Source organism: Novosphingobium sp. TK71 (assembly GCF_055361505.1).
In genome coordinates, this window is record NZ_CM143962.1 from 92,664 (window position 1) to 109,338 (window position 16,675).

General features: G+C 64.8%; 20 protein-coding genes. 10 read left to right on the forward strand and 10 right to left on the reverse strand.

Annotated elements, in window-relative coordinates:
• Window positions 1-14: 14 nt before the first annotated feature.
• A complete protein-coding gene (gene fahA, locus ACXJ16_RS00435) occupies window positions 15-1,331 on the reverse strand; it encodes a fumarylacetoacetase (protein WP_324696530.1) in 1,317 nt (438 codons plus the stop codon).
• 60 nt (window positions 1,332-1,391) lie between these two features.
• Window positions 1,392-2,159: a TonB family protein gene (locus tag ACXJ16_RS00440; protein WP_324696528.1), complete on the reverse strand. Its 768-nt coding sequence runs from the start codon at window positions 2,157-2,159 to the stop codon at window positions 1,392-1,394.
• Between the two features lie 188 nt (window positions 2,160-2,347).
• Here ACXJ16_RS00440 and ACXJ16_RS00445 point away from each other — a divergent pair, with 188 nt between their 5' ends.
• On the forward strand, window positions 2,348-2,617 hold the full coding sequence (locus ACXJ16_RS00445) for a GlsB/YeaQ/YmgE family stress response membrane protein (protein ID WP_054439274.1): 270 nt from the start codon (window positions 2,348-2,350) through the stop codon (window positions 2,615-2,617).
• Window positions 2,618-2,702: 85 nt separating this feature from the next.
• Window positions 2,703-2,990, forward strand: a complete 288-nt coding sequence (locus tag ACXJ16_RS00450) for a hypothetical protein (RefSeq protein WP_054439356.1) — start codon at window positions 2,703-2,705, stop codon at window positions 2,988-2,990.
• Here the strand turns inward: ACXJ16_RS00450 and ACXJ16_RS00455 are convergent.
• Window positions 2,974-3,300, reverse strand: coding sequence for a hypothetical protein (locus ACXJ16_RS00455; RefSeq protein WP_443477937.1), 327 nt, complete (start codon window positions 3,298-3,300; stop codon window positions 2,974-2,976). The two genes, ACXJ16_RS00450 and ACXJ16_RS00455, sit on opposite strands and share 17 nt — an antisense overlap.
• On the opposite strand from ACXJ16_RS00455, the gene ACXJ16_RS00460 reads away from it, so the two are divergent.
• Together ACXJ16_RS00460 and ACXJ16_RS00465 are read left to right on the forward strand one after the other, a co-directional pair.
• Window positions 3,299-3,901: a superoxide dismutase gene (locus tag ACXJ16_RS00460; protein WP_054439275.1), complete on the forward strand. Its 603-nt coding sequence runs from the start codon at window positions 3,299-3,301 to the stop codon at window positions 3,899-3,901. The two genes, ACXJ16_RS00455 and ACXJ16_RS00460, sit on opposite strands and share 2 nt — an antisense overlap.
• A gap of 124 nt (window positions 3,902-4,025) precedes the next feature.
• A complete protein-coding gene (locus ACXJ16_RS00465) occupies window positions 4,026-4,892 on the forward strand; it encodes an NAD(P)-dependent oxidoreductase (RefSeq protein ID WP_324696523.1) in 867 nt (288 codons plus the stop codon).
• A gap of 40 nt (window positions 4,893-4,932) precedes the next feature.
• On the opposite strand, the gene ACXJ16_RS00470 is transcribed toward ACXJ16_RS00465, so the two are convergent.
• On the reverse strand, window positions 4,933-5,523 hold the full coding sequence (locus tag ACXJ16_RS00470) for a sigma-70 family RNA polymerase sigma factor (RefSeq protein ID WP_082370448.1): 591 nt from the start codon (window positions 5,521-5,523) through the stop codon (window positions 4,933-4,935).
• The gene (locus ACXJ16_RS00475; RefSeq protein WP_132469274.1) at window positions 5,516-5,698 is read right to left on the reverse strand and encodes a NepR family anti-sigma factor; all 183 of its coding nucleotides are present in this window, start codon (window positions 5,696-5,698) and stop codon (window positions 5,516-5,518) included. The genes ACXJ16_RS00470 and ACXJ16_RS00475 overlap by 8 nt, the downstream gene beginning before the upstream one ends.
• A 266-nt stretch (window positions 5,699-5,964) precedes the next feature.
• On the opposite strand from ACXJ16_RS00475, the gene ACXJ16_RS00480 reads away from it, so the two are divergent.
• The gene (locus tag ACXJ16_RS00480) at window positions 5,965-7,623 is read left to right on the forward strand and encodes a CHASE domain-containing protein (RefSeq protein WP_132469275.1); all 1,659 of its coding nucleotides are present in this window, start codon (window positions 5,965-5,967) and stop codon (window positions 7,621-7,623) included.
• A 137-nt stretch (window positions 7,624-7,760) separates the two neighbouring features.
• Window positions 7,761-8,132, forward strand: coding sequence for a PilZ domain-containing protein (locus tag ACXJ16_RS00485; protein ID WP_054439283.1), 372 nt, complete (start codon window positions 7,761-7,763; stop codon window positions 8,130-8,132).
• Between the two features lie 64 nt (window positions 8,133-8,196).
• On the opposite strand, the gene ACXJ16_RS00490 is transcribed toward ACXJ16_RS00485, so the two are convergent.
• Window positions 8,197-8,991 carry a response regulator gene (locus ACXJ16_RS00490; RefSeq protein WP_054439286.1) on the reverse strand — a complete coding sequence of 265 codons (795 nt, stop codon included), beginning with the start codon at window positions 8,989-8,991 and terminating at the stop codon, window positions 8,197-8,199.
• 511 nt (window positions 8,992-9,502) lie between these two features.
• Here ACXJ16_RS00490 and ACXJ16_RS00495 point away from each other — a divergent pair.
• Complete coding sequence (locus tag ACXJ16_RS00495; protein WP_082370454.1) at window positions 9,503-10,183, forward strand: sigma-70 family RNA polymerase sigma factor; 681 nt, start codon at window positions 9,503-9,505, stop codon at window positions 10,181-10,183.
• A gap of 23 nt (window positions 10,184-10,206) precedes the next feature.
• A complete protein-coding gene (locus ACXJ16_RS00500) occupies window positions 10,207-10,626 on the forward strand; it encodes a response regulator (RefSeq protein ID WP_185998701.1) in 420 nt (139 codons plus the stop codon).
• A gap of 62 nt (window positions 10,627-10,688) precedes the next feature.
• Here the strand turns inward: ACXJ16_RS00500 and ACXJ16_RS00505 are convergent, their stop codons facing one another.
• Together ACXJ16_RS00505 and ACXJ16_RS00510 are read right to left on the reverse strand one after the other, a co-directional pair.
• Window positions 10,689-11,153 (reverse strand): pyridoxamine 5'-phosphate oxidase family protein, encoded by a 465-nt coding sequence (locus ACXJ16_RS00505; protein ID WP_185996813.1) that lies wholly within the window; start codon window positions 11,151-11,153, stop codon window positions 10,689-10,691.
• Window positions 11,154-11,250: 97 nt separating this feature from the next.
• Window positions 11,251-11,733 carry a hemerythrin domain-containing protein gene (locus tag ACXJ16_RS00510; protein ID WP_185996814.1) on the reverse strand — a complete coding sequence of 161 codons (483 nt, stop codon included), beginning with the start codon at window positions 11,731-11,733 and terminating at the stop codon, window positions 11,251-11,253.
• A 169-nt stretch (window positions 11,734-11,902) separates the two neighbouring features.
• Between ACXJ16_RS00510 and ACXJ16_RS00515 the strand changes: the two genes are divergently transcribed.
• Window positions 11,903-12,901, forward strand: coding sequence for a DNA topoisomerase IB (locus tag ACXJ16_RS00515; RefSeq protein ID WP_054439290.1), 999 nt, complete (start codon window positions 11,903-11,905; stop codon window positions 12,899-12,901).
• A 48-nt stretch (window positions 12,902-12,949) separates the two neighbouring features.
• On the opposite strand, the gene ACXJ16_RS00520 is transcribed toward ACXJ16_RS00515, so the two are convergent.
• Together ACXJ16_RS00520 and ACXJ16_RS00525 are read right to left on the reverse strand one after the other, a co-directional pair.
• Window positions 12,950-15,499: an HWE histidine kinase domain-containing protein gene (locus ACXJ16_RS00520; RefSeq protein ID WP_463920976.1), complete on the reverse strand. Its 2,550-nt coding sequence runs from the start codon at window positions 15,497-15,499 to the stop codon at window positions 12,950-12,952.
• Window positions 15,500-15,503: 4 nt separating this feature from the next.
• Window positions 15,504-15,668, reverse strand: coding sequence for a hypothetical protein (locus ACXJ16_RS00525; protein WP_156336691.1), 165 nt, complete (start codon window positions 15,666-15,668; stop codon window positions 15,504-15,506).
• A 256-nt stretch (window positions 15,669-15,924) separates the two neighbouring features.
• On the opposite strand from ACXJ16_RS00525, the gene ACXJ16_RS00530 reads away from it, so the two are divergent.
• A complete protein-coding gene (locus ACXJ16_RS00530; RefSeq protein ID WP_054439366.1) occupies window positions 15,925-16,653 on the forward strand; it encodes a Crp/Fnr family transcriptional regulator in 729 nt (242 codons plus the stop codon).
• The last annotated feature ends 22 nt before the right edge of the window (window positions 16,654-16,675 follow it).

Here is a 16,675-nt window from a genome sequence, read left to right on the forward strand (position 1 = left end):
CCGTAAATTCCGTCCTAGTTCAGCGGCACCGCCGGCTGCACGATCCCGCTGCACGGACCGAACCCGATCGATACCGCGCCATCTGCCACGAAGCGTCCGGAAAGCGCCAGTTCGTCTCCGTCCTCAAGGAAGGTCCGCGTCTCGCCCGTGGCAAGCGTCACCTTCTCCCGGCCGGAGCGGGTGATTTCCATCAGGCTGCCCTGCGAACCGTCCTCGGGACCGGAAATGGTGCCGGTGCCGAGCAGGTCTCCCGGATTCATCTCGCAGCCGTTCGAGGCGTGGTGCGTGACCATCTGGGCGATGGTCCAGTACATGTTGCTGGCCGGCCCGCGGCTGAGGCGATGGGCCGGAACGCCGTCCGCACGCATTTTGGCGGTGCTGAGGCTGACTTCGAGATCGAGGGACAGGGCGCCCTCGTCCTGGTCTTCCCGGTTCCAGAGATAGGGCAGGGGGCTGGGATCGCCCTCGGGCCGCGGCGGCTGGGCGATGCGGAACGGGGCCAGCGCCTCCATCGTGACGATCCACGGCGAGACGGTGGTGATGAAGTTCTTGGCGAGGAACGGCCCGAGCGGCTGGTATTCCCAGGCCTGCACATCGCGGGCGGACCAGTCGTTGAGCAGGGTGACGCCGGCAACGTGATCGAGCGCCTCGCCGATGGGAATGGGCTGACCGAGTTCGTTGCCTTGCGCCATCCACACGCCCAGCTCCAGCTCGTAGTCGAGCCGGCCGATCGGGCCGAACGAAGGGCTTTCGGCATCGGGCGCTTTGGTCTGGCCGTTGGGGCGGATCACCGGCGCACCGCTCGGCCTCACGGTCGATGCGCGGCCGTGGTAGCCGATGGGGACGTGCTTGTAGTTGGGCAGCAGCGGATTGTCCGGGCGGAACAGCTTGCCGATGTTGGTGGCGTGATGGATGCCCACATAGAAATCGGTGTAGTCCGCGATCTTCGCAGGCAGATGCAGCGTGGCCTGTGCCATCGGAACCAGTAGCGGTTCGACTTGCGCGCGCTCTGCGGCGCCTTCTGCCAGCAGGGCGGAGATGCGCCGGCGCAGCGCCCGGCGCGGACCGGCGCCAAGGGCGAGCAACGGGTTGAGGCTTTCGCCCGAGGCGGCCCGCGCGGCTTCCAGCGCCTGGCCTTCGAGCAGTCCCGACCCGGCCAGTGCGGCAAGATCGAGGATCAGGTCACCGATCGCCACGCCGCCACCTGCGGAATTCCCGCCGTTGGAGAACACGCCCAGCGGCAGGTTCTGGATCGGGAAGTCGCCATGGCCGTTCGCACTTTCCACCCAGGAGCGCAGCGCGCTGTCGTGGGTTTCGTCGATCGTCGCCATGGGAATCTCCTCTTCCGTCTGATGTTTGGAGCGCTTCCCTAGCCGCTCGGCCGCGTCAGGTCACGGGCCCTCTTTGCCATCGTCCCAACCATGCGTCTCGGTCATCACGAAAGGCACCGGCTGCCCCTGTGCATCGCGTGCCGGGCGGAAGCGGAAGCGTTCGGTGATGCGCTGGCACGTTCCCGCATCAAGGTCGGGTCGGCCGCTGGAGGAAATCACGGTGCATTCGCTTACTCGCCCGTCAATGTCGATGCGGTAGCGCAGGGTCAGGTCGGCGCCGCTGCGCGCCTTGCGCAAGTCCGCAGGCAGATCGGCATAGTGGAGGCGGCCGGCGATCTGCCGGGGCAGGGTGGCGACCCCTTCGTTGACTCCGCCGCCTCCTCCGCCGCCTCCTCCGCCGCCTCCTCCGCCGTTTCCGTTTCCCCTGCCGCCCGATCCACTGCCGGAGCCGGAGGTTCCGGAGCCTTGTGCCGGCCTGTCGCCATCTCCCGGATGCCGGGCCGCCACGATCGTCACGGGGGGTGGCAGAACGATGCGGGGAGCAGGCAGGACCACCGGTGCAGCCCGCGTTTTGCGACCCTCCGGTGCGGGCGCGCCCCGATGGGCGGATGACGTTGTTTCCTGCGGGCGCTTTTCGGGAGTTTTGCGGGTCTCGGGCAGCAACACCGTCGCGGTAAGGGCGGAGCGCTCGGGAAACGCCGGCAGGTTCACGCCCAGCCCCCATGCAAGCGCGGCAAGCCCGCCGATCACGATTGCGGCCGATGCCGTCGCGGAAATCGCGCGCTCACGTCGGAGGGCGTGGTGAGGGGCGCGTGGAAGGGAATGCACCGGGTGCTCCTTTCATGGACGGCCTTCGCTGCCGACATTGCCGGAACAAGTTGCCGCATCGAAAGCTCCCGCGCTTTTCTCATTGCGGGACAATCGACCTCCCTGCGGCGAACGGTTGGCCGCGCTCCGGAACCTTGTGCGAACAGCGCAGTTAATCCCGCAACGACACAAATTTTTGGAGAAGCACAATGACTCTACTTCTTATTCTCCTGGTCGGCGGCGTTATCGGCTGGCTCGCTTCCATCCTCATGCGCACCGATGCGCAGCAGGGTGTATTCCTGAACGTGGTCGTCGGTGTCGTCGGTGCCCTGATCGCGGGTCTCATCATCACGCCGCTCATCGGCGGCGCGCCCATCACCAGCGGTGCGTTCGACATCATGTCGCTCTTCGCTTCGTTCCTCGGCGCGGTCGTCCTGCTGGCGATCGTCAACCTCTTCCGTCGCGGTTCCATCCGCTAAGGATCCCGTTAGGGTCTGAACGAGGCCGGCGCGTCCTCCGATGGAAAACGCGCCCTTTTTCAATAACAGGGAAAGGATGCCTGCCATGAAAGCCATGACCACTTCGCGCCTCGCCATGATCGCGATCGTTTCCGCCGGTTCGCTCGGCCTCGCCGCCTGCAACAACAAGGCGGACGATGCGACGGAGCAGCAGGCGGATGCCGTTGAACAGTCGTCCGATGCAACGGCCGACGCCATGCGCGACCAGGCCGACCAGATGACCGGCGCCGCGTCCGAGGCTGTCGACAAGAAGGCCGATGCGGTCGAGGCGGCGGGCGAGGCAAAGTCCGACGCGCTGGAAAACAAGGCGGACGAGATCAGGAAGCAGAACTGATCCGACAGCGATCCGGCTTCTCGTCAGGAACGAGAGCAGAAGGATGGCGGGGCAACCCGCCGTCCTTCTTGCGTTTGGCGTTCTTGCATCCGAAGCGCCCGCGCGGATAATCGGATTCGCCGCCAAGCCTTGCTATCAGGCGGTGGAATGAAAATGCCGCCAATAGATGCTTGAATTGTCGGGCAAGAGGGCAGACATAGCCCCCCGAAAGTCCGAGTGCCAGTTCACGCGCCGTCCGGTGTTTGCGCCCGGTCCTTGCGGATGCGTGCCTGTCCAAACCTTTGATAACCTGAAACAGGAAGATAGCCATGACCATTTCCCTGATCCCGCTGCCCTATGCGCAGGACGCGCTGGAACCGCACATCTCGGCCAAGACCCTGGAAATCCACCACGGTGCTCACCACAAGACTTACGTCGACAAGCTGAACGCCGCCATCGAGGGCACCGAGAACGCCGACAAGTCGGTTGAGGAAATCACCAAGTCGGCGTCGGGCCCGCTGTTCAACAACGCCGCGCAGACCTGGAACCACGGCTTCTACTGGCACTCGCTGAGCCCGGAAAAGACCGCGCCGAGCGAAAGCCTGCTCGCCGCGATCAACGCCGATTTCGGTTCGCTCGACGCGCTGCTCGAAGCGCTTTCGAACGAAGCCGTCAATCACTTCGCTTCGGGCTGGGCATGGCTCGTCGTTGAAGCTGGCAAGCTCAAGGTCATCTCGACCCATGACGCCGGCACCCCGATCACCACCGACGTGAACCCGCTCATCACGATCGACGTGTGGGAGCACGCCTACTACATCGACCAGATGAACAAGCGCCCGGTCTATGTGAAGACGGTTCTCGAGAACCTCATCAACTGGAAGTTCGCCTCGGACAACTTCGACCGCGGCACGGCCTGGGTCTACCCGGCCTGAGCCCGGCAGCCCGGCCGGCGCCGGGCACCATGACACGCTGAACCGGGCCGGGTCGCCGCTTAACAGCGCGATCCGGCCCGAAGCATTTTACCGCCTCTCTTTTTCGGTTTTCAGGATTATCACAATGGACATCGGCTTCATCGGTCTCGGTGCGATGGGCACCGCCATGGCACGCAATCTCGCGGCGGCAGGGCACAGGGTGCGGGCATGGAATCGCTCCGGGGGCTCGGTGGAAGGCGTGGAGATGGTCGCCACCCCGGCAGAAGCCTTCGCGGGCGACGCCGTGCTGACCATGCTTTCCGAAGACGCCGCCATTCGCGAGGTCCTGCTTGACAGCGGCGTGCTGGACGGGGCGCCGGCGGGCGTGGTCCATCTCGTTTGTTCGACCATTTCGGTGGCCTTCGCGCGCGAACTGGTGGAGCGCCATGACGCTGCCGGCGTGGGCTATCTTTCGGCGCCGGTGCTTGGCCGTCCCGATGTGGCGGCGGCGGGCCAGCTCAACGTGATCCTCGGCGGCCCGGCCGGACATGCCGCAAGGCTGGAGCCGGTCTTCGAGGCGATTGCCGGTAAGGTCTGGGACATGGGCGAGGACGCCACCGTTGCCAATGCCGCCAAGATCGCCTGCAACATGATGATCACCATGGCCATCGAAGGCATGGCCGAGGCCGTCGTGCTGACCGAGGGCAAGGGGCTCCCGCGGGAGAAGTTCTTCGAACTGATGCTCGGCACCCTGTTCGGCAGCCGGGTCTACCAGAACTATTCGGGCATCATCGCCGAGCGCAAGTACGAGCCGGGCTTCAAGGCGGTTCTTGGCCTGAAGGACCTGCGCCTCGCCCGCGAGTTGGCTGCCGAAACCGCGATCGGCACGCAGGGGAGCCTGCCCATGCTTGATGCGGTGCACGCCCGGATGGGAGCGGCGATAGAAGCGGGCCATGCCGATCGGGACTGGGGTATCATGGCGGAATATACCATCGGCACCGCTAAAGGCTGATCGGCCGCACCGCCGGGAACAGGGCAGGCGGCCGGGCCGATTACAGGTTCCGGCGCCCGCCCACGTCCACCAGTTCCACTTCGCCGTCGAGCATGCGCGCCAAGTCCGCGCGGGCGCGGGCGACGCGGCTCTTCATCGTGCCGATCGGACAACCGGAGATGTCGGCCGCTTCCTCGTAACTGAAGCCGGACGCACCCACGAGCAGCACCGCCTCGCGCCGTTCGGGGGCGAGTTTCTGCAATGCCGTTTCCATGTCGCCGAGGTGAAGCGGGCCTTCCTGGTCCGCGTCCATCACCAGCATCCGCTCAACCGCGCCTTCGTCAAGGTCGGTCTGGCGCTTGCTCTTGCGCAGTTCCGACAGGTAGTGGTTGCGCAGGATCGCGAATGTCCAGGCTCGCATGTTGGTGCCGGGCGTGTAGCGTTCACGCGCGGTCCAGGCCTTTATCGCGGCCTCCTGCACCAGATCGTCAGCGAAATCCGGGCGACCGGAAAGGCCGCGTGCGAAAGCGCGCAAATGCGGCAGGACGCCAAGCAGTTCCCGGCGGAAAGCCTCGTCCTCTGGGCGGCTTGCGCTGGGGTCGGACTTGCGTGCGGTGGGCTGATCGGGGTGCGAAGACTGGCGGTCAGGCATCGTCCGCCCCGTCCAGCTTCTTGAGAAGATCCCTGAAGCTGTCCGGAAGCGGTTCGTCCACCACGGAGTTGTACAGCTTCCTCAGCCCCCCGGCCCAGCCGGGTTCTCCGTCCTTGCGGACTTCAGGCGGCAGACCGGGCTGTGCCGGCTCGCCATGTCCTTCGGGCTGATTCAACTTTGACTCCATCGTAACCTGAACACTTGCTTGCTGGCCGCAAGCGGGTCAAGAGCCATGCTGCAAGCGCGTTGCACGCTGCGACAGACCGATCCGCTTGTGATATTGCCGGCAAGGCAACCGAACGTCGTTTTCGCTGGAACAATCGAGGCAGGTCTTGGTTCCCTTTGTTACGAAGTCTTGTCCTGGGCTGCCACGCAAATGGTCCGGAGCATGGCGATGCTCTTTAGGAATGATGCAGGCCCATTTGATGGCAGGGATTTCCGGTGATTGATCAGGCTCTGCTCGATAGGGTCCAGAAGCAGGCTTGGTTCCACAAGTATCCGCGCGGCTGGCCGTTCCTGCTATTCATTATCGCTTCGATCACCACGGCCGTGTCGGTCATGGCGATCGAGCGGGCTGACCGGCAGACCCGGCAGGTGGAGCTGGATCGCAATCTCACCGAGATCGCTTCCGCGCTGCAACGCCGCACGACCGAGAATATCGCGCTGCTGCGCGCGGGCGCCGCTCTCTTCGCCACCCAGCGCGAGGTGAGCGAGGACCAGTTCCGCGCCTTCGCGCAGGATCTCCAGGGCAAGGGCGACCTTTACGGCTCGCTCGGCATGGGCTGGGCGCCGATCGTGGCGGTGGATCGCCTGTCGGAAATGGAGATGTCCATACAGGCGGCGGGCCGGGCCGATTTCCTTGTCTACCCCAGGCCGACCTTCGACCGGACCACGGCGGCGCCGATCGTCTATCTCGAACCGGACATCAACGGTAACGGGCAGGCGCTCGGCTACGACATGTTCTCCGAGGAAGTGCGCCGCGCGGCGATGGAACGAGCGATGAAGCTGGGCAAGCCGGTGGCGTCCGGCAAGGTTCATCTGGTGCAAGACGAGAGCAATGCCGAGGCTGCCGGTTTCCTGATCTACATGCCGGTCCTGTCAGGGCGATCGGGCCGGCAGGTGAAGGGTTTCGTGTTCAGCCCATTCCGGGCGGAGACTTTCCTGACATCGGCCAGCGAGCTCTATCGCAACAACAATATCGACGTGGCGATCTACGACGGCGAGGTGGCGCCCGACAAACTGCTGGCGGAGCGCCGGGCGGACGGTTCCGCCGGGCCGACGATGGAGCGGCGGATCGACGTGGGCAGCCACTCATGGGTCGTTGTCATCAGTGATCGCAAGGTCGGCGTGCTTTCCACCGCTTCGCGGATCACCCTGTTCTTCGGTGCGCTGGCCTCGCTTATGGTCATGGCGATCGGGCGGCTCATCACGCGCCGTTCGGCGGAAGACCGCATGGTGCTGGAGTGGCTCCAGAGCCAGGCGGCGATCCGCAATTCGCTGACACGCGAACTGAACCACCGCGTGAAGAACACTCTGGCCAACGTCCTGTCCATCGCCGCGCTCACCCGCAGGCGCGCCACCGATATCGACGATTTCACCGAAAGCCTGACCGCCCGCATTCGCGCGCTTTCGGCCACGCATGACCTTCTTTCCCAGTCCGACTGGACACATGCCGTGCTGGGCGATGTCGTGCGATCGGAACTGGCGCCCTACATGGAGGGTAACGAAAGCCACGTGGAAATGTCGGGACCGGAAGTTCGGCTGGCGCCTAACGACGCCATGTCGCTGGGGCTCGCCATCCACGAACTGGCCACGAATGCGGCCAAGTACGGTGCGCTGAGCACGACAGGCGGGCGGATCCACGTTCACTGGATCCTGGTCAGCCCGGAACTTGCCGAGATCGACTGGCGCGAAGAAGGCGGTCCGCCGGTGGTGGAACCGGCCAAGCGCGGCTTCGGGCGAGATCTGATCGAGAAGATCGTGGCGCACGAACTCAAGTCGGACGTGGACCTGCGGTTCAAGCCGAGCGGGGTGGAATGCCGACTCAAGGTGCCGGTACGGGCCAGCCGCGAATTCACGCTGCGAAACGACCGGCGATAAACGCCGGCATCGGGCTGCAGCCGGAAAGTTCCATATGGCCAACGGGTTGCGCGCGGCGCGGCACGAGAGGTGTTCTTCAGGAATTATTAGGCACACTTGTGCAAGTTGTCTGGCGTCATCCATCGAGGGCAAGACGAATGGACGCGCGAGAGTGGGATCGGCATATCGTCGAAAAGAAGATCGACTGCCTGGGGCAAGACCGCAGAGATTCGGTCTTTCTCTATGACCTGTCCGCCGGCGGCTGCATGGTGGAATTTCCTGAGGCTGCCGCGAAACCGGGTGAGCGGATCGAACTTCGACTTTGCAAGGACCAGGTCGTAGCCGGGGAAGTCGTCTGGCAGGTCGGTGGCTGTGCCGGGGTGCGTTTCCTTGCGCCTATCCATGATGCCCTGGTCCTGCATCTCGGCTTCCAGCCGCCGCCGCTGACGTTCGAGGAGCAGGCCCCGCGCGACCGGTTCGGCCGCGCGCTTCCCCCTATCGATGCAGGCGAACGCCCCGCGAATAGCTGAAGAAAAACCCCGCCGGGGCGAACCGGCGGGGCGGGTATGACCGAATGGGTAGCGCCGGAGCCGATCAGCCGAGCGGCTTGCTCGATCCGAAGAACAGGGCCTGGCTGATCGCCGCGCGCACGGTGGCTTCCTGGAACGGCTTGGTGACCAGATAGGTCGGTTCCGGACGTTCCCCGGTGAGCAGGCGTTCGGGATAGGCGGTGATGAAGATCACCGGCACGTCGCCGAACTTGAGCAGGTCTTCCACTGCCTCGATGCCCGAACTGCCATCGGCGAGCTGGATATCGGCCAGGACGAGACCGGCGGGCGAGCGCTCGAAGATCTCCACCGCCTGGGCATGGGTTGCGGCCGTACCGACTACGCGGTGGCCGAGTTCGGTGACGAGCCCTTCAAGCTGCATCGAAATGAGCGGCTCGTCCTCGATGATGAGAACTTCGGTGGTGCTTTCGCTCTCGATCTCGAGAATGGCCTGGGCAACCAGCGCATCCACGCCGTCGGGCGTCACGTCGAGGATGCGTGCGGTATCCTCGCGGGAGAATTCTTCCACCGTGGTCAGCAGAAGGGCCTGCCGGTGCGTGGGGGCAACGATCGCAAGCCGGGTCTGCGCAGCCTGCTCGTGCTGGCCGCCTTCGCCGGACAGACCCGGATCGTCGACATGGCTGGTCGACCAGATGCGGGTGAACGCGGCGTAGAGTGCGGCGCGGCTGCGCGCGATATCGTCGCGCAGCGTCTTGTCGGCCAGCGCGGCCTCGAGAGTGGCGCGGACATAAGCATCGCCTGAATGCTGCGAACCTGTCAGCGCGCGGGCATAGCGGCGCAGATAGGGCAGCTGGATGGCGATCTGGTCAGAGACGGACATCGAAATTCCTCGGATCGTGGGAAGTCATCTTCCCGTGTTTTCATCTCGCATCGGCGGCTCGCGCCCCCTCCCGACCAGCGTTCCTTGTCTGACGCGGCAGATGGGGCAGGGCAACCCGAAAATTTTTCTCGCACACAAACATCACGCGGGAACCAAGTCTGGCAATGCACGTTCAAACGGTATCACCACTGGCTCCCCCACCCCCCGCAAACCGGTGGTGACCCGATCCCGGAGGCCTCCGTTCACCGCAGAGTGGACGGAGGCCTCAAAGTTTCCGGAGCATGGTTGTTCCCGGCGGTCGCCAAAAAATCTGCATGCCACGGAAATTTTCAGCCTGCTCCGGTGCGCTGGGAAGGCGTGATTGCGCGATCGGTCGTGCCGGGGGCTCGTTCCATCGTGTGGCAGGTGCTTCTGAACGGCGTTCAGTGCGGTTTCGGGAACTTTGTGTGCATTAGTCGCGTTTGCCCAACTGACGGATCACGAGCCGTGATCAGCCATGGAGGGAAACACGATGTCCGCAACAACCGAAGCCGGAACCGGCGCCGATAACGCAGCGACGACCGTGCCTGTGGAAGTGGCAGCCCTCAGCGACCGCGATTTCAAGCGCGCCCTTGCCGAAGTGGCCCCGCATCTTCGCGCTTTCGCGCGCGGTCTTTGCGGTTGCCGCGACCGGGCGGACGATCTTGCGCAGGAAGCCATGCTCCGCGCATGGGCCGCGCGTCATCGCTATGCAGCGGGTACCAATTTCAAGGCCTGGACCTTCACGATCCTGCGCAATCATTTCTACAGCGAAGCGCGCCGCGCCCGCTTCCACGGTGAATATGACGAAGTGGCGGCCGAGCGTATCCTGCGCGCCGAAGCGAGCCAGGAAAGCGCCGTCGAACTGGCGGATGTCCTGCGCGCGCTGACCGCCATTCCCGACAGCTACCGCGAAGCGCTGATCCTGGTGGCGGCAGGCAATCTCTCCTATGAAGAGATCGCTCACATTTGCGGCATCGCGCTTGGCACCGTGAAGAGCCGGATCTGCCGTGCCCGCTCGATGCTGTCGAAGGTCATCGAATCCGGCCAGCTCCCCGATTTCCGCCATAACTTCGTCCTTACCGGTGAAGCGGTCGATGCGTTCTTCGCCGAACTGGTCAAGATCGCCAATGCCGACGAGATTGCAGAAGCCCGCGAAGCGGTCGCTGCCTGACAAGGAAAGCCGTCTTGGGCTCCATGATCCCGAATTCTGCCAAAAGTTTCGCCAAGGTTCTTATCGTCGAGGACGAATTCCTCGTGGCATTGCAGTTGGAAGATATCCTCTCCGATGGCGGACATGCCGTCCTCGGCACTTTCCCCGACGCCGCTTCCGTGGCGGCGCTGGGGGAGGCGCCCGATGTCGCGCTGGTCGATCTCAACTTGCGGGACGGATTGACCGGCCCTGCGGTTGCCCGGGACCTGGCCGTCCGGTTCGGGGCCCGCGTCATCTATGTCACCGCCAATCCCGGCCAGATCGACTCTCCGGCTCCGACCGCGATCGGCGTGGTGCAGAAGCCGTTCTCGCGCCAGGCGATCCTGGCTGCGATCGCCTATGCCCTTGCCGATAGCCCGGATAGCGAACGCCCCGTGGAACTGGAACCGCTGGTCCGCGCCTGATCCGGACAATAAAAAGCGCGGGAAAGGTTTCGGCCCCTCCCGCGCTTTTTATTGTTTGAAGATCAGACCGCGCCGACTTCGTGCTCGCCGGCCCTGGAGGGATCGATGGTCCCGCCGGTCGCGAGCTTGAACAGGCCGGTAATTCCGATATCGGAAGTCCAGACTTCGGCATCGTCGATCTCGAAGCGCAGCATCACGATCGACGGGTCGGATTTCCCGTTCGGGAACCAAGCCTCTACCGCATTGCTCCAGTGCCGGTCGCGAACGGCAGCGTCGGTTTCCTCCACCAGGGTGCCGGCGATACAGGCGAACACGTCGTGTCCCTTGGTGATGACCTGCCCCATGGCACGGCCGCCCTGTCCGATGCGGTTGTCGCGTTTGCAGAAGAACCACACTGCGTGATGCGCGTCCCTGTCCAGCAGGGCGGTCATCGGCTCGGCATGGCCATGGGCCGCATCGAGCTTTATCATCATCAGCGGACTGGCCGCGAAGGCTTTCCAGAACTTGTCGCGAACATGGGTTTCCATGGCAGGTCTCCTCCTGATTGCATAAATCCAACGCCGCCTGTGGGCCTGACGTTCCCGAAACTGCGACGGGCCGAGTGGGCCGGCCCGCCGCAGGAATTCACTCCTTGTCGTCGCCGGGCTTCTGTTCGGCCGCGATGGCGAGCTCCTTCGGCTTCCGCTTCTCGAACGTTTGCGCCATCTTCTTCTCCGCTTCGCCGGAAAGGGTCTTGGCCGCCGAAGGGAACATCTCCTCCTCCTCTTCGTCGATATGGTGGAGATAGCGGTGGCGCATGTCCTTGAACTTCATCAGCCAGGCGCCCGAACCCATATCGATGTCGAGCAGCTCGCCGAGATAGTCGTCGATCTCCTTGTGCTCGGATACCGAGTGCCGGGCCTCGTCCCGCAAGTCGGGGCAGGCGAGCATGGTGGCGTAGAGCGCTTCTTCTTCCGCCGCGGCGTGAGCCTGCAGTTCGCGCCGCAGATCCTCGAATAGCTCGCGGCGTTCCGGGCTGTCGCCCTGAGTCTCGCCAAGCTGGGCGAGCATCTTGCGGTGACGGTCGTGATCGGACTTGAGATCCTCGAAGATACGGGCATCGGCCATGGTCATGCTCCTTCCTGTGCGGGGGCCCTCTGCGGGCGGCGCCGGGTATTGCAGGAGCAACGGCCGGTATGCGCGCGGGGTTCCGCCGCGGGACAACTTCGCGCCGTATCGTGCGTTTTGACAGGGCAGGCGCCCGATAACGCGGCGCTCCGACCAAGGGCCCTTTTCGATGGCGCGTCTCACATTTGCCGATGGAACCGAGCCGGGCATCACCCGCAGGCCGATCAGGTCAGGCAAATGGGCCTATCACGATCCCGATGGCGGCCGCATCACCGACCGCGAGGAGATCGACCGGCTGAATCGCATCGCCCTGCCGCCCGCCTATGTCGATTGCTGGTTTTCGCCCGATCCCGCCGCCCACCTGCTGGCGACGGGGTTCGATGCGCGCGGACGCAAGCAATATCGCTATCATCCCGAATACCGCGCGGACCGGGATGCCTCCAAGTTCGACCGCTGCGCCGCTTTCGGACATGCGCTCGCCGGGCTGCGGCAGCGGGTGGCGACAGACCTCGCGCTCTCCACCTTGTGCCGGGAGCGGGCGGTGGCATCGGTTGTCGCCTTGCTGGACAGCGCGGCCATGCGCGTGGGTAACGAGCGCTATGCCACCCAGAACCGCAGTTTCGGGGCAACCACGCTGCGCGGGCGCCATGCCACGCTCAAGGGGCGCAAGCTACGGCTGCGGTTCCGGGGCAAGCACGGCAAGCTGCGCGAGGTTACCTCCAGCGACCGGGCGCTCGTGTCCTGCGTCAGGAAGATGCAGGACCTGCCGGGACAGCACCTGTTCCAGTATCTCGACGGGGAGGGGTGCTCGGTCCCGGTCGGCTCGCAGGACGTGAACGACTACCTGCACGAGACCATGGGCGAGGACTTTTCGGCCAAGGATTTCCGCACGTTCGCCGCGAGCACACTGGCTTTCGCGCGAATCTGGCGGGAGCCGGGCGTGACGCTGAAGGCCGTGCTGGAGGACGTGGCCGAGCATCTCGGCAATACGCCCGCGATTGCGCGAAAGTCCTATGTCCACCCGGCGCTGATCGCATTCGTCCGCCATGCGGAGCCGGTGCCGGAGCTTCCGGCCCGGTTGCCGCGCCGGACCCAGTGGCTCGCGCGTGAGGAGCGGGGGCTGATCGCTTTCCTGGAAGCGGCTCCTGCCGCGGCGAGTTGGGGCTAGTGGCGAACTGGGGCTAGGGGGCAGGGCGCCGATTCCTGCCCTTCCTTTCTAGCCTCGCCGCAATCGCCCAATAGCCGCCCGCACGTCGCGTTCGCCATAAGGCTTGGTCACGACCGGCACGCGCTTGAAATCTCCGGCCATCAACGCGCGTTCGCCGTAGCCGCTTGCGAAAATGAACGGCACGCCGCGCTCGTGAAGGGCGTGGGCGATCGGCTCGCTGGTATCCTTGCCGAGATTGACGTCGAGCATCGCGAAGGAAACGCCGTTGCCTTCGACAAGGGCCATGGCGTCCTGCACCGAACCGGTGATGCGGCAGTCGCCGAAGCCGAGGTCGCGCAGCACGTCTTCCGCCTCCATCGCGATGATGACGTTATCCTCGACGATCAGGGCGATGCCGTCCTGCAAGGTGCCGGCAAGGTCCGAGGCTTCGGGCACATGCGGCGCGGGTTCGCGCTCGGCCGCACTGGGCGTCTCGAAACTGGCGACGTGATCGGCGGGGAGCAGGAACAGGGCCTTCATCCCCTCCACCGGATAGACCACCGAGGCCGAGCCGCCCAGTTCATGCGGGATGGTCCGTTCGATGATGGTGGAGCCGAAGCCGCGCCGGGTGGGTGTCCTTACTGCGGGGCCACCGGATTCGTGCCAGTCAATCTCCAGCGATCCGTCCTCGCCGCGATTGAGCGAAACGGTGACCGTGCCGCGCGAGTCCGAGAGCGCCCCGTACTTGCACGAGTTGGTCATCAGTTCGTGGAACACCAGCGCCAGTGTCGTGAAGGCACTGGGCGCGATGAGGGCGTCGGGTCCGTCGATCACGACGCGATCGGCGCCGTCGCTCACATAGGCTGCGGTTTCGGTGCGGATCAGGTCGTAGAGCGACGAGGGTGTCCAGTCCTTCTGCGTCACCTGGTCGTGCGCGCGGGCAAGGGCGTGGATGCGGCTGCCGACGATCTCGGCGAAATCGTCGATCGTTCGGGCGCCTTCCTTACTCTGGGTAACCAGACCCCGGATCAGGTTGAGGATGTTGCGGACGCGGTGGTTGAGTTCCGCGATCAGCATGTCCTGCTGGCGGGTCGCCTGTTCGCGCTCGATATGGGCGGCGTCGGCGAGCCGGAGGACCACTTCGAGCAAGGTGATGCGCAGGGCATCGGCGGCGAGGGTTTCCTCCTCCGTCCAGGGGCGCGATTGCCCGCGCCGTTCTTCCTTCCAGATCTCGAAGCTCTTGCGCGGGGTGAGCCGGGCGCCGTTCGGGCCGAGTTCGATCGCCTTCTCGGGATTTCCTGCCCAGCTCACTTCGCGAAGCTGCTCGCGGCGGAACAGCACGATATAGTCGCGCGGGGTGCGGCTGACCGGCAGCGCGAGCAGGCCGGCGGCCCTGTCCGTCCAGTCACGTGCGGGCTCGAACAGCGAGCCGATCGAATCGGTGGACCACACCGTGCTTGCGCCGGCCGTATTGAGGAACCGGGCGAGCAGCGAGAACTGCGCCTCGCTCGGCGTCGTACCATGGCTCATGAAGCGGCCATCCACCCAGCCGATCACCCCGTCGAACGGGATGACGCGGCCGATGGATTCCGAGAAATCCTCGAAGGCTTCGAGCAGCGATCCGCCGGAGGCCACGCGGGCCATCATCTCGTCGTGAAGGCGCATCGAGGCGGAGCGTTGCTCCAGCGCGAAGTCGGTTTCCTTCTGCTCCAGCAGATAGGCGAAGAATTCGCCGAACAGCTCGCTCGCGGTGCGGACCGAATAGGACAGTGTGAGGGGCGAATAGTGATGGCAGGCCATCAGGCCCCAGAGTTTGCCGCGTCGCATGATCGAGACCGACATCGACGCCTTCACGCCCATATTCCGCAAGTATTCGACATGGATCGGAGAGACCGCCCGCAGGCCCGACATCGACAGGTCCAGCGGATCGCCGTTCGGATCGGTCGCCGGGTAGATCGGCACGGTGGGGTCGTCCACGTCGCTGATGATGCGCAGCAGGTTGCGGGTGTAGAGCCGGCGTGCCTGGGCGGGAATGTCGGAGGCGGGAAAATGCAGGCCTTTGAAGCTGTCGACCATGCCGTTGAGGCTTTCGGCCACGACTTCGCCGGCCCCGTCCCCCTCGAAGCGGTAGACCATCACGCGGTCGAACCCGGTGAGGCCGCGCAAGTGCCGGGCGGCGCTGGCGCAGAGTTGCTCGATCGAGCTGGACTGGCGCAGGCGGTCGATCATCGGGCGCACGTAGCTCACGAAATCGCGGCGGCGCCCGCCCTCATGCGGTTCGATCTCCAGCACATAGGATCGGCCGGAGGCATGGACCGCCATGTCGAACAGCCGTCCGTCGCCAAGCAGGTCCACTTCGAAGAGGCGCTCTACAGTGGCGGCGCCGCCGAGAACCTGGAGGCGCGTGCGCACGTCGTGCATCGCCTCGGGCGAGAGGAACTGCGTGGCGGGCACGCCCACCATGTCGGCTGGCGTAACGCCGAACAGGGTTTCGCAGTTGAGAGAGACGTGATTGATGATCCAGTCGCTCGAAAACGACAGAAGCCAGCCGAAGCTCTGGATGCGGCCGATGATGTGGATCGGTTCGAGATCGCAGGTGGAAAGGTTTACCTGATGCATGCCGTCAGCCACGCGCTTCGCTTTCGGAAACAATAACGATATCCGCGCTGAGCGCGAAGGCCTGGGCGAAAGCAGGGGCGAAGGCGTCGAAGCCTGCGAGCTCTGCCGTGGCGGCGCGCAGCGCGGTCGGCAGGTCGGTGTCTTGGAAAGTCAGGTCCTCGGTCCGCATTCTCAAATTCGCCTAACATTAATCGTCGCAAGCGGATGGGTGCGCGACCGTCTTTGCGGAACTGCCCCCGTCCAAGGCAGCAGAACGCTTGCGCTGGAGATATGTTCCTCAGGAACGCTTTAGCGAGCTCTCTGCGCGCCGTCTGTTCACTTCTGTACGGTTGAGGCGGGAACCGCAAGCGACCTGCCGCATTGTGACCCTTACCGCCCGGGTCCGCGCGGCAAAGGCATCACGGCAGATCAGGGAGCCGATGAAGATGGAGTTACAGACGAGCCAGGAGCAAAGCGATCTTCTCGCAGCGCTGAGGCCCGCGGACTTCGCCCTGCTGCAACCACATCTTGCGGAAGTGCGCATGAAATCCGGCGAGGTGATCTACCAGCCGGGCGATGCGGTGGAGTATTGCTATCTTCCGCGCGGGGCCTCGGTCTGCTCGTTCTTCGTGGAGCTCGACAGCGGCATCGCGGTGGAAACGATTCTGGTGGGGCGCGAAGGCGCGCTTGGCGGAGTGGTCAGCCAGGGCAGCCTTCCCGCCTATGCCCGGGCCAACGTGCTTCACGGCGGCCTGTTCTGGCGCATCCCGACGCGGCAGCTTGACGAGGCGAAGCGCCAGTCCCCGGTGATCGGCAATCTGTTCTCGCGTTATGCGGACTGCATGATGGCGCAAGTGTTCCAGTCGATCGCCTGCAATGCCGTCCACACGATCGAACAGCGCGCGGCCAAGTGGCTCGGCGCCGCGGTCGACCGGATCGGCCGCAACGACGTGACGATGACGCAGGAGCAGCTTGCCTCCATGATGGGGATCGGTCGCAGCTATGCCAGCCGCGTGCTCCAGCGTTTCAAGCGGGAAGGGCTGGTCCGCACGCGCCGTGGCGGCATAGCCGTGTCCGACCGAGAGAGCCTGCGCAGCAAGGCCTGTTCGTGCAACGATCACGTCGCTGCGCATTTCAATAAAGTGCTCGGCGGAGTCTATCCCTCTGCGGATTGAACCGCAGGTCCGGCCTTCGCGC

What these genes read in the sequence shown, in the direction of transcription:
- fahA (WP_324696530.1), bottom strand. Translation starts at nt 1,331, where the DNA reads ATGGCGACGATCGACGAAACCCACGACAGCGCGCTGCGCTCCTGGGTG.
- ACXJ16_RS00445 (WP_054439274.1), top strand. Translation starts at nt 2,348, where the DNA reads ATGACTCTACTTCTTATTCTCCTGGTCGGCGGCGTTATCGGCTGGCTC.
- ACXJ16_RS00450 (WP_054439356.1), top strand. Translation starts at nt 2,703, where the DNA reads ATGAAAGCCATGACCACTTCGCGCCTCGCCATGATCGCGATCGTTTCC.
- ACXJ16_RS00460 (WP_054439275.1), top strand. Translation starts at nt 3,299, where the DNA reads ATGACCATTTCCCTGATCCCGCTGCCCTATGCGCAGGACGCGCTGGAA.
- ACXJ16_RS00455 (WP_443477937.1), bottom strand. Translation starts at nt 3,300, where the DNA reads ATGGCTATCTTCCTGTTTCAGGTTATCAAAGGTTTGGACAGGCACGCA.
- ACXJ16_RS00465 (WP_324696523.1), top strand. Translation starts at nt 4,026, where the DNA reads ATGGACATCGGCTTCATCGGTCTCGGTGCGATGGGCACCGCCATGGCA.
- ACXJ16_RS00470 (WP_082370448.1), bottom strand. Translation starts at nt 5,523, where the DNA reads ATGCCTGACCGCCAGTCTTCGCACCCCGATCAGCCCACCGCACGCAAG.
- ACXJ16_RS00485 (WP_054439283.1), top strand. Translation starts at nt 7,761, where the DNA reads ATGGACGCGCGAGAGTGGGATCGGCATATCGTCGAAAAGAAGATCGAC.
- ACXJ16_RS00490 (WP_054439286.1), bottom strand. Translation starts at nt 8,991, where the DNA reads ATGTCCGTCTCTGACCAGATCGCCATCCAGCTGCCCTATCTGCGCCGC.
- ACXJ16_RS00495 (WP_082370454.1), top strand. Translation starts at nt 9,503, where the DNA reads ATGTCCGCAACAACCGAAGCCGGAACCGGCGCCGATAACGCAGCGACG.
- ACXJ16_RS00500 (WP_185998701.1), top strand. Translation starts at nt 10,207, where the DNA reads ATGATCCCGAATTCTGCCAAAAGTTTCGCCAAGGTTCTTATCGTCGAG.
- ACXJ16_RS00505 (WP_185996813.1), bottom strand. Translation starts at nt 11,153, where the DNA reads ATGGAAACCCATGTTCGCGACAAGTTCTGGAAAGCCTTCGCGGCCAGT.
- ACXJ16_RS00510 (WP_185996814.1), bottom strand. Translation starts at nt 11,733, where the DNA reads ATGGCCGATGCCCGTATCTTCGAGGATCTCAAGTCCGATCACGACCGT.
- ACXJ16_RS00515 (WP_054439290.1), top strand. Translation starts at nt 11,903, where the DNA reads ATGGCGCGTCTCACATTTGCCGATGGAACCGAGCCGGGCATCACCCGC.
- ACXJ16_RS00520 (WP_463920976.1), bottom strand. Translation starts at nt 15,499, where the DNA reads ATGCATCAGGTAAACCTTTCCACCTGCGATCTCGAACCGATCCACATC.
- ACXJ16_RS00525 (WP_156336691.1), bottom strand. Translation starts at nt 15,668, where the DNA reads ATGCGGACCGAGGACCTGACTTTCCAAGACACCGACCTGCCGACCGCG.
- ACXJ16_RS00530 (WP_054439366.1), top strand. Translation starts at nt 15,925, where the DNA reads ATGGAGTTACAGACGAGCCAGGAGCAAAGCGATCTTCTCGCAGCGCTG.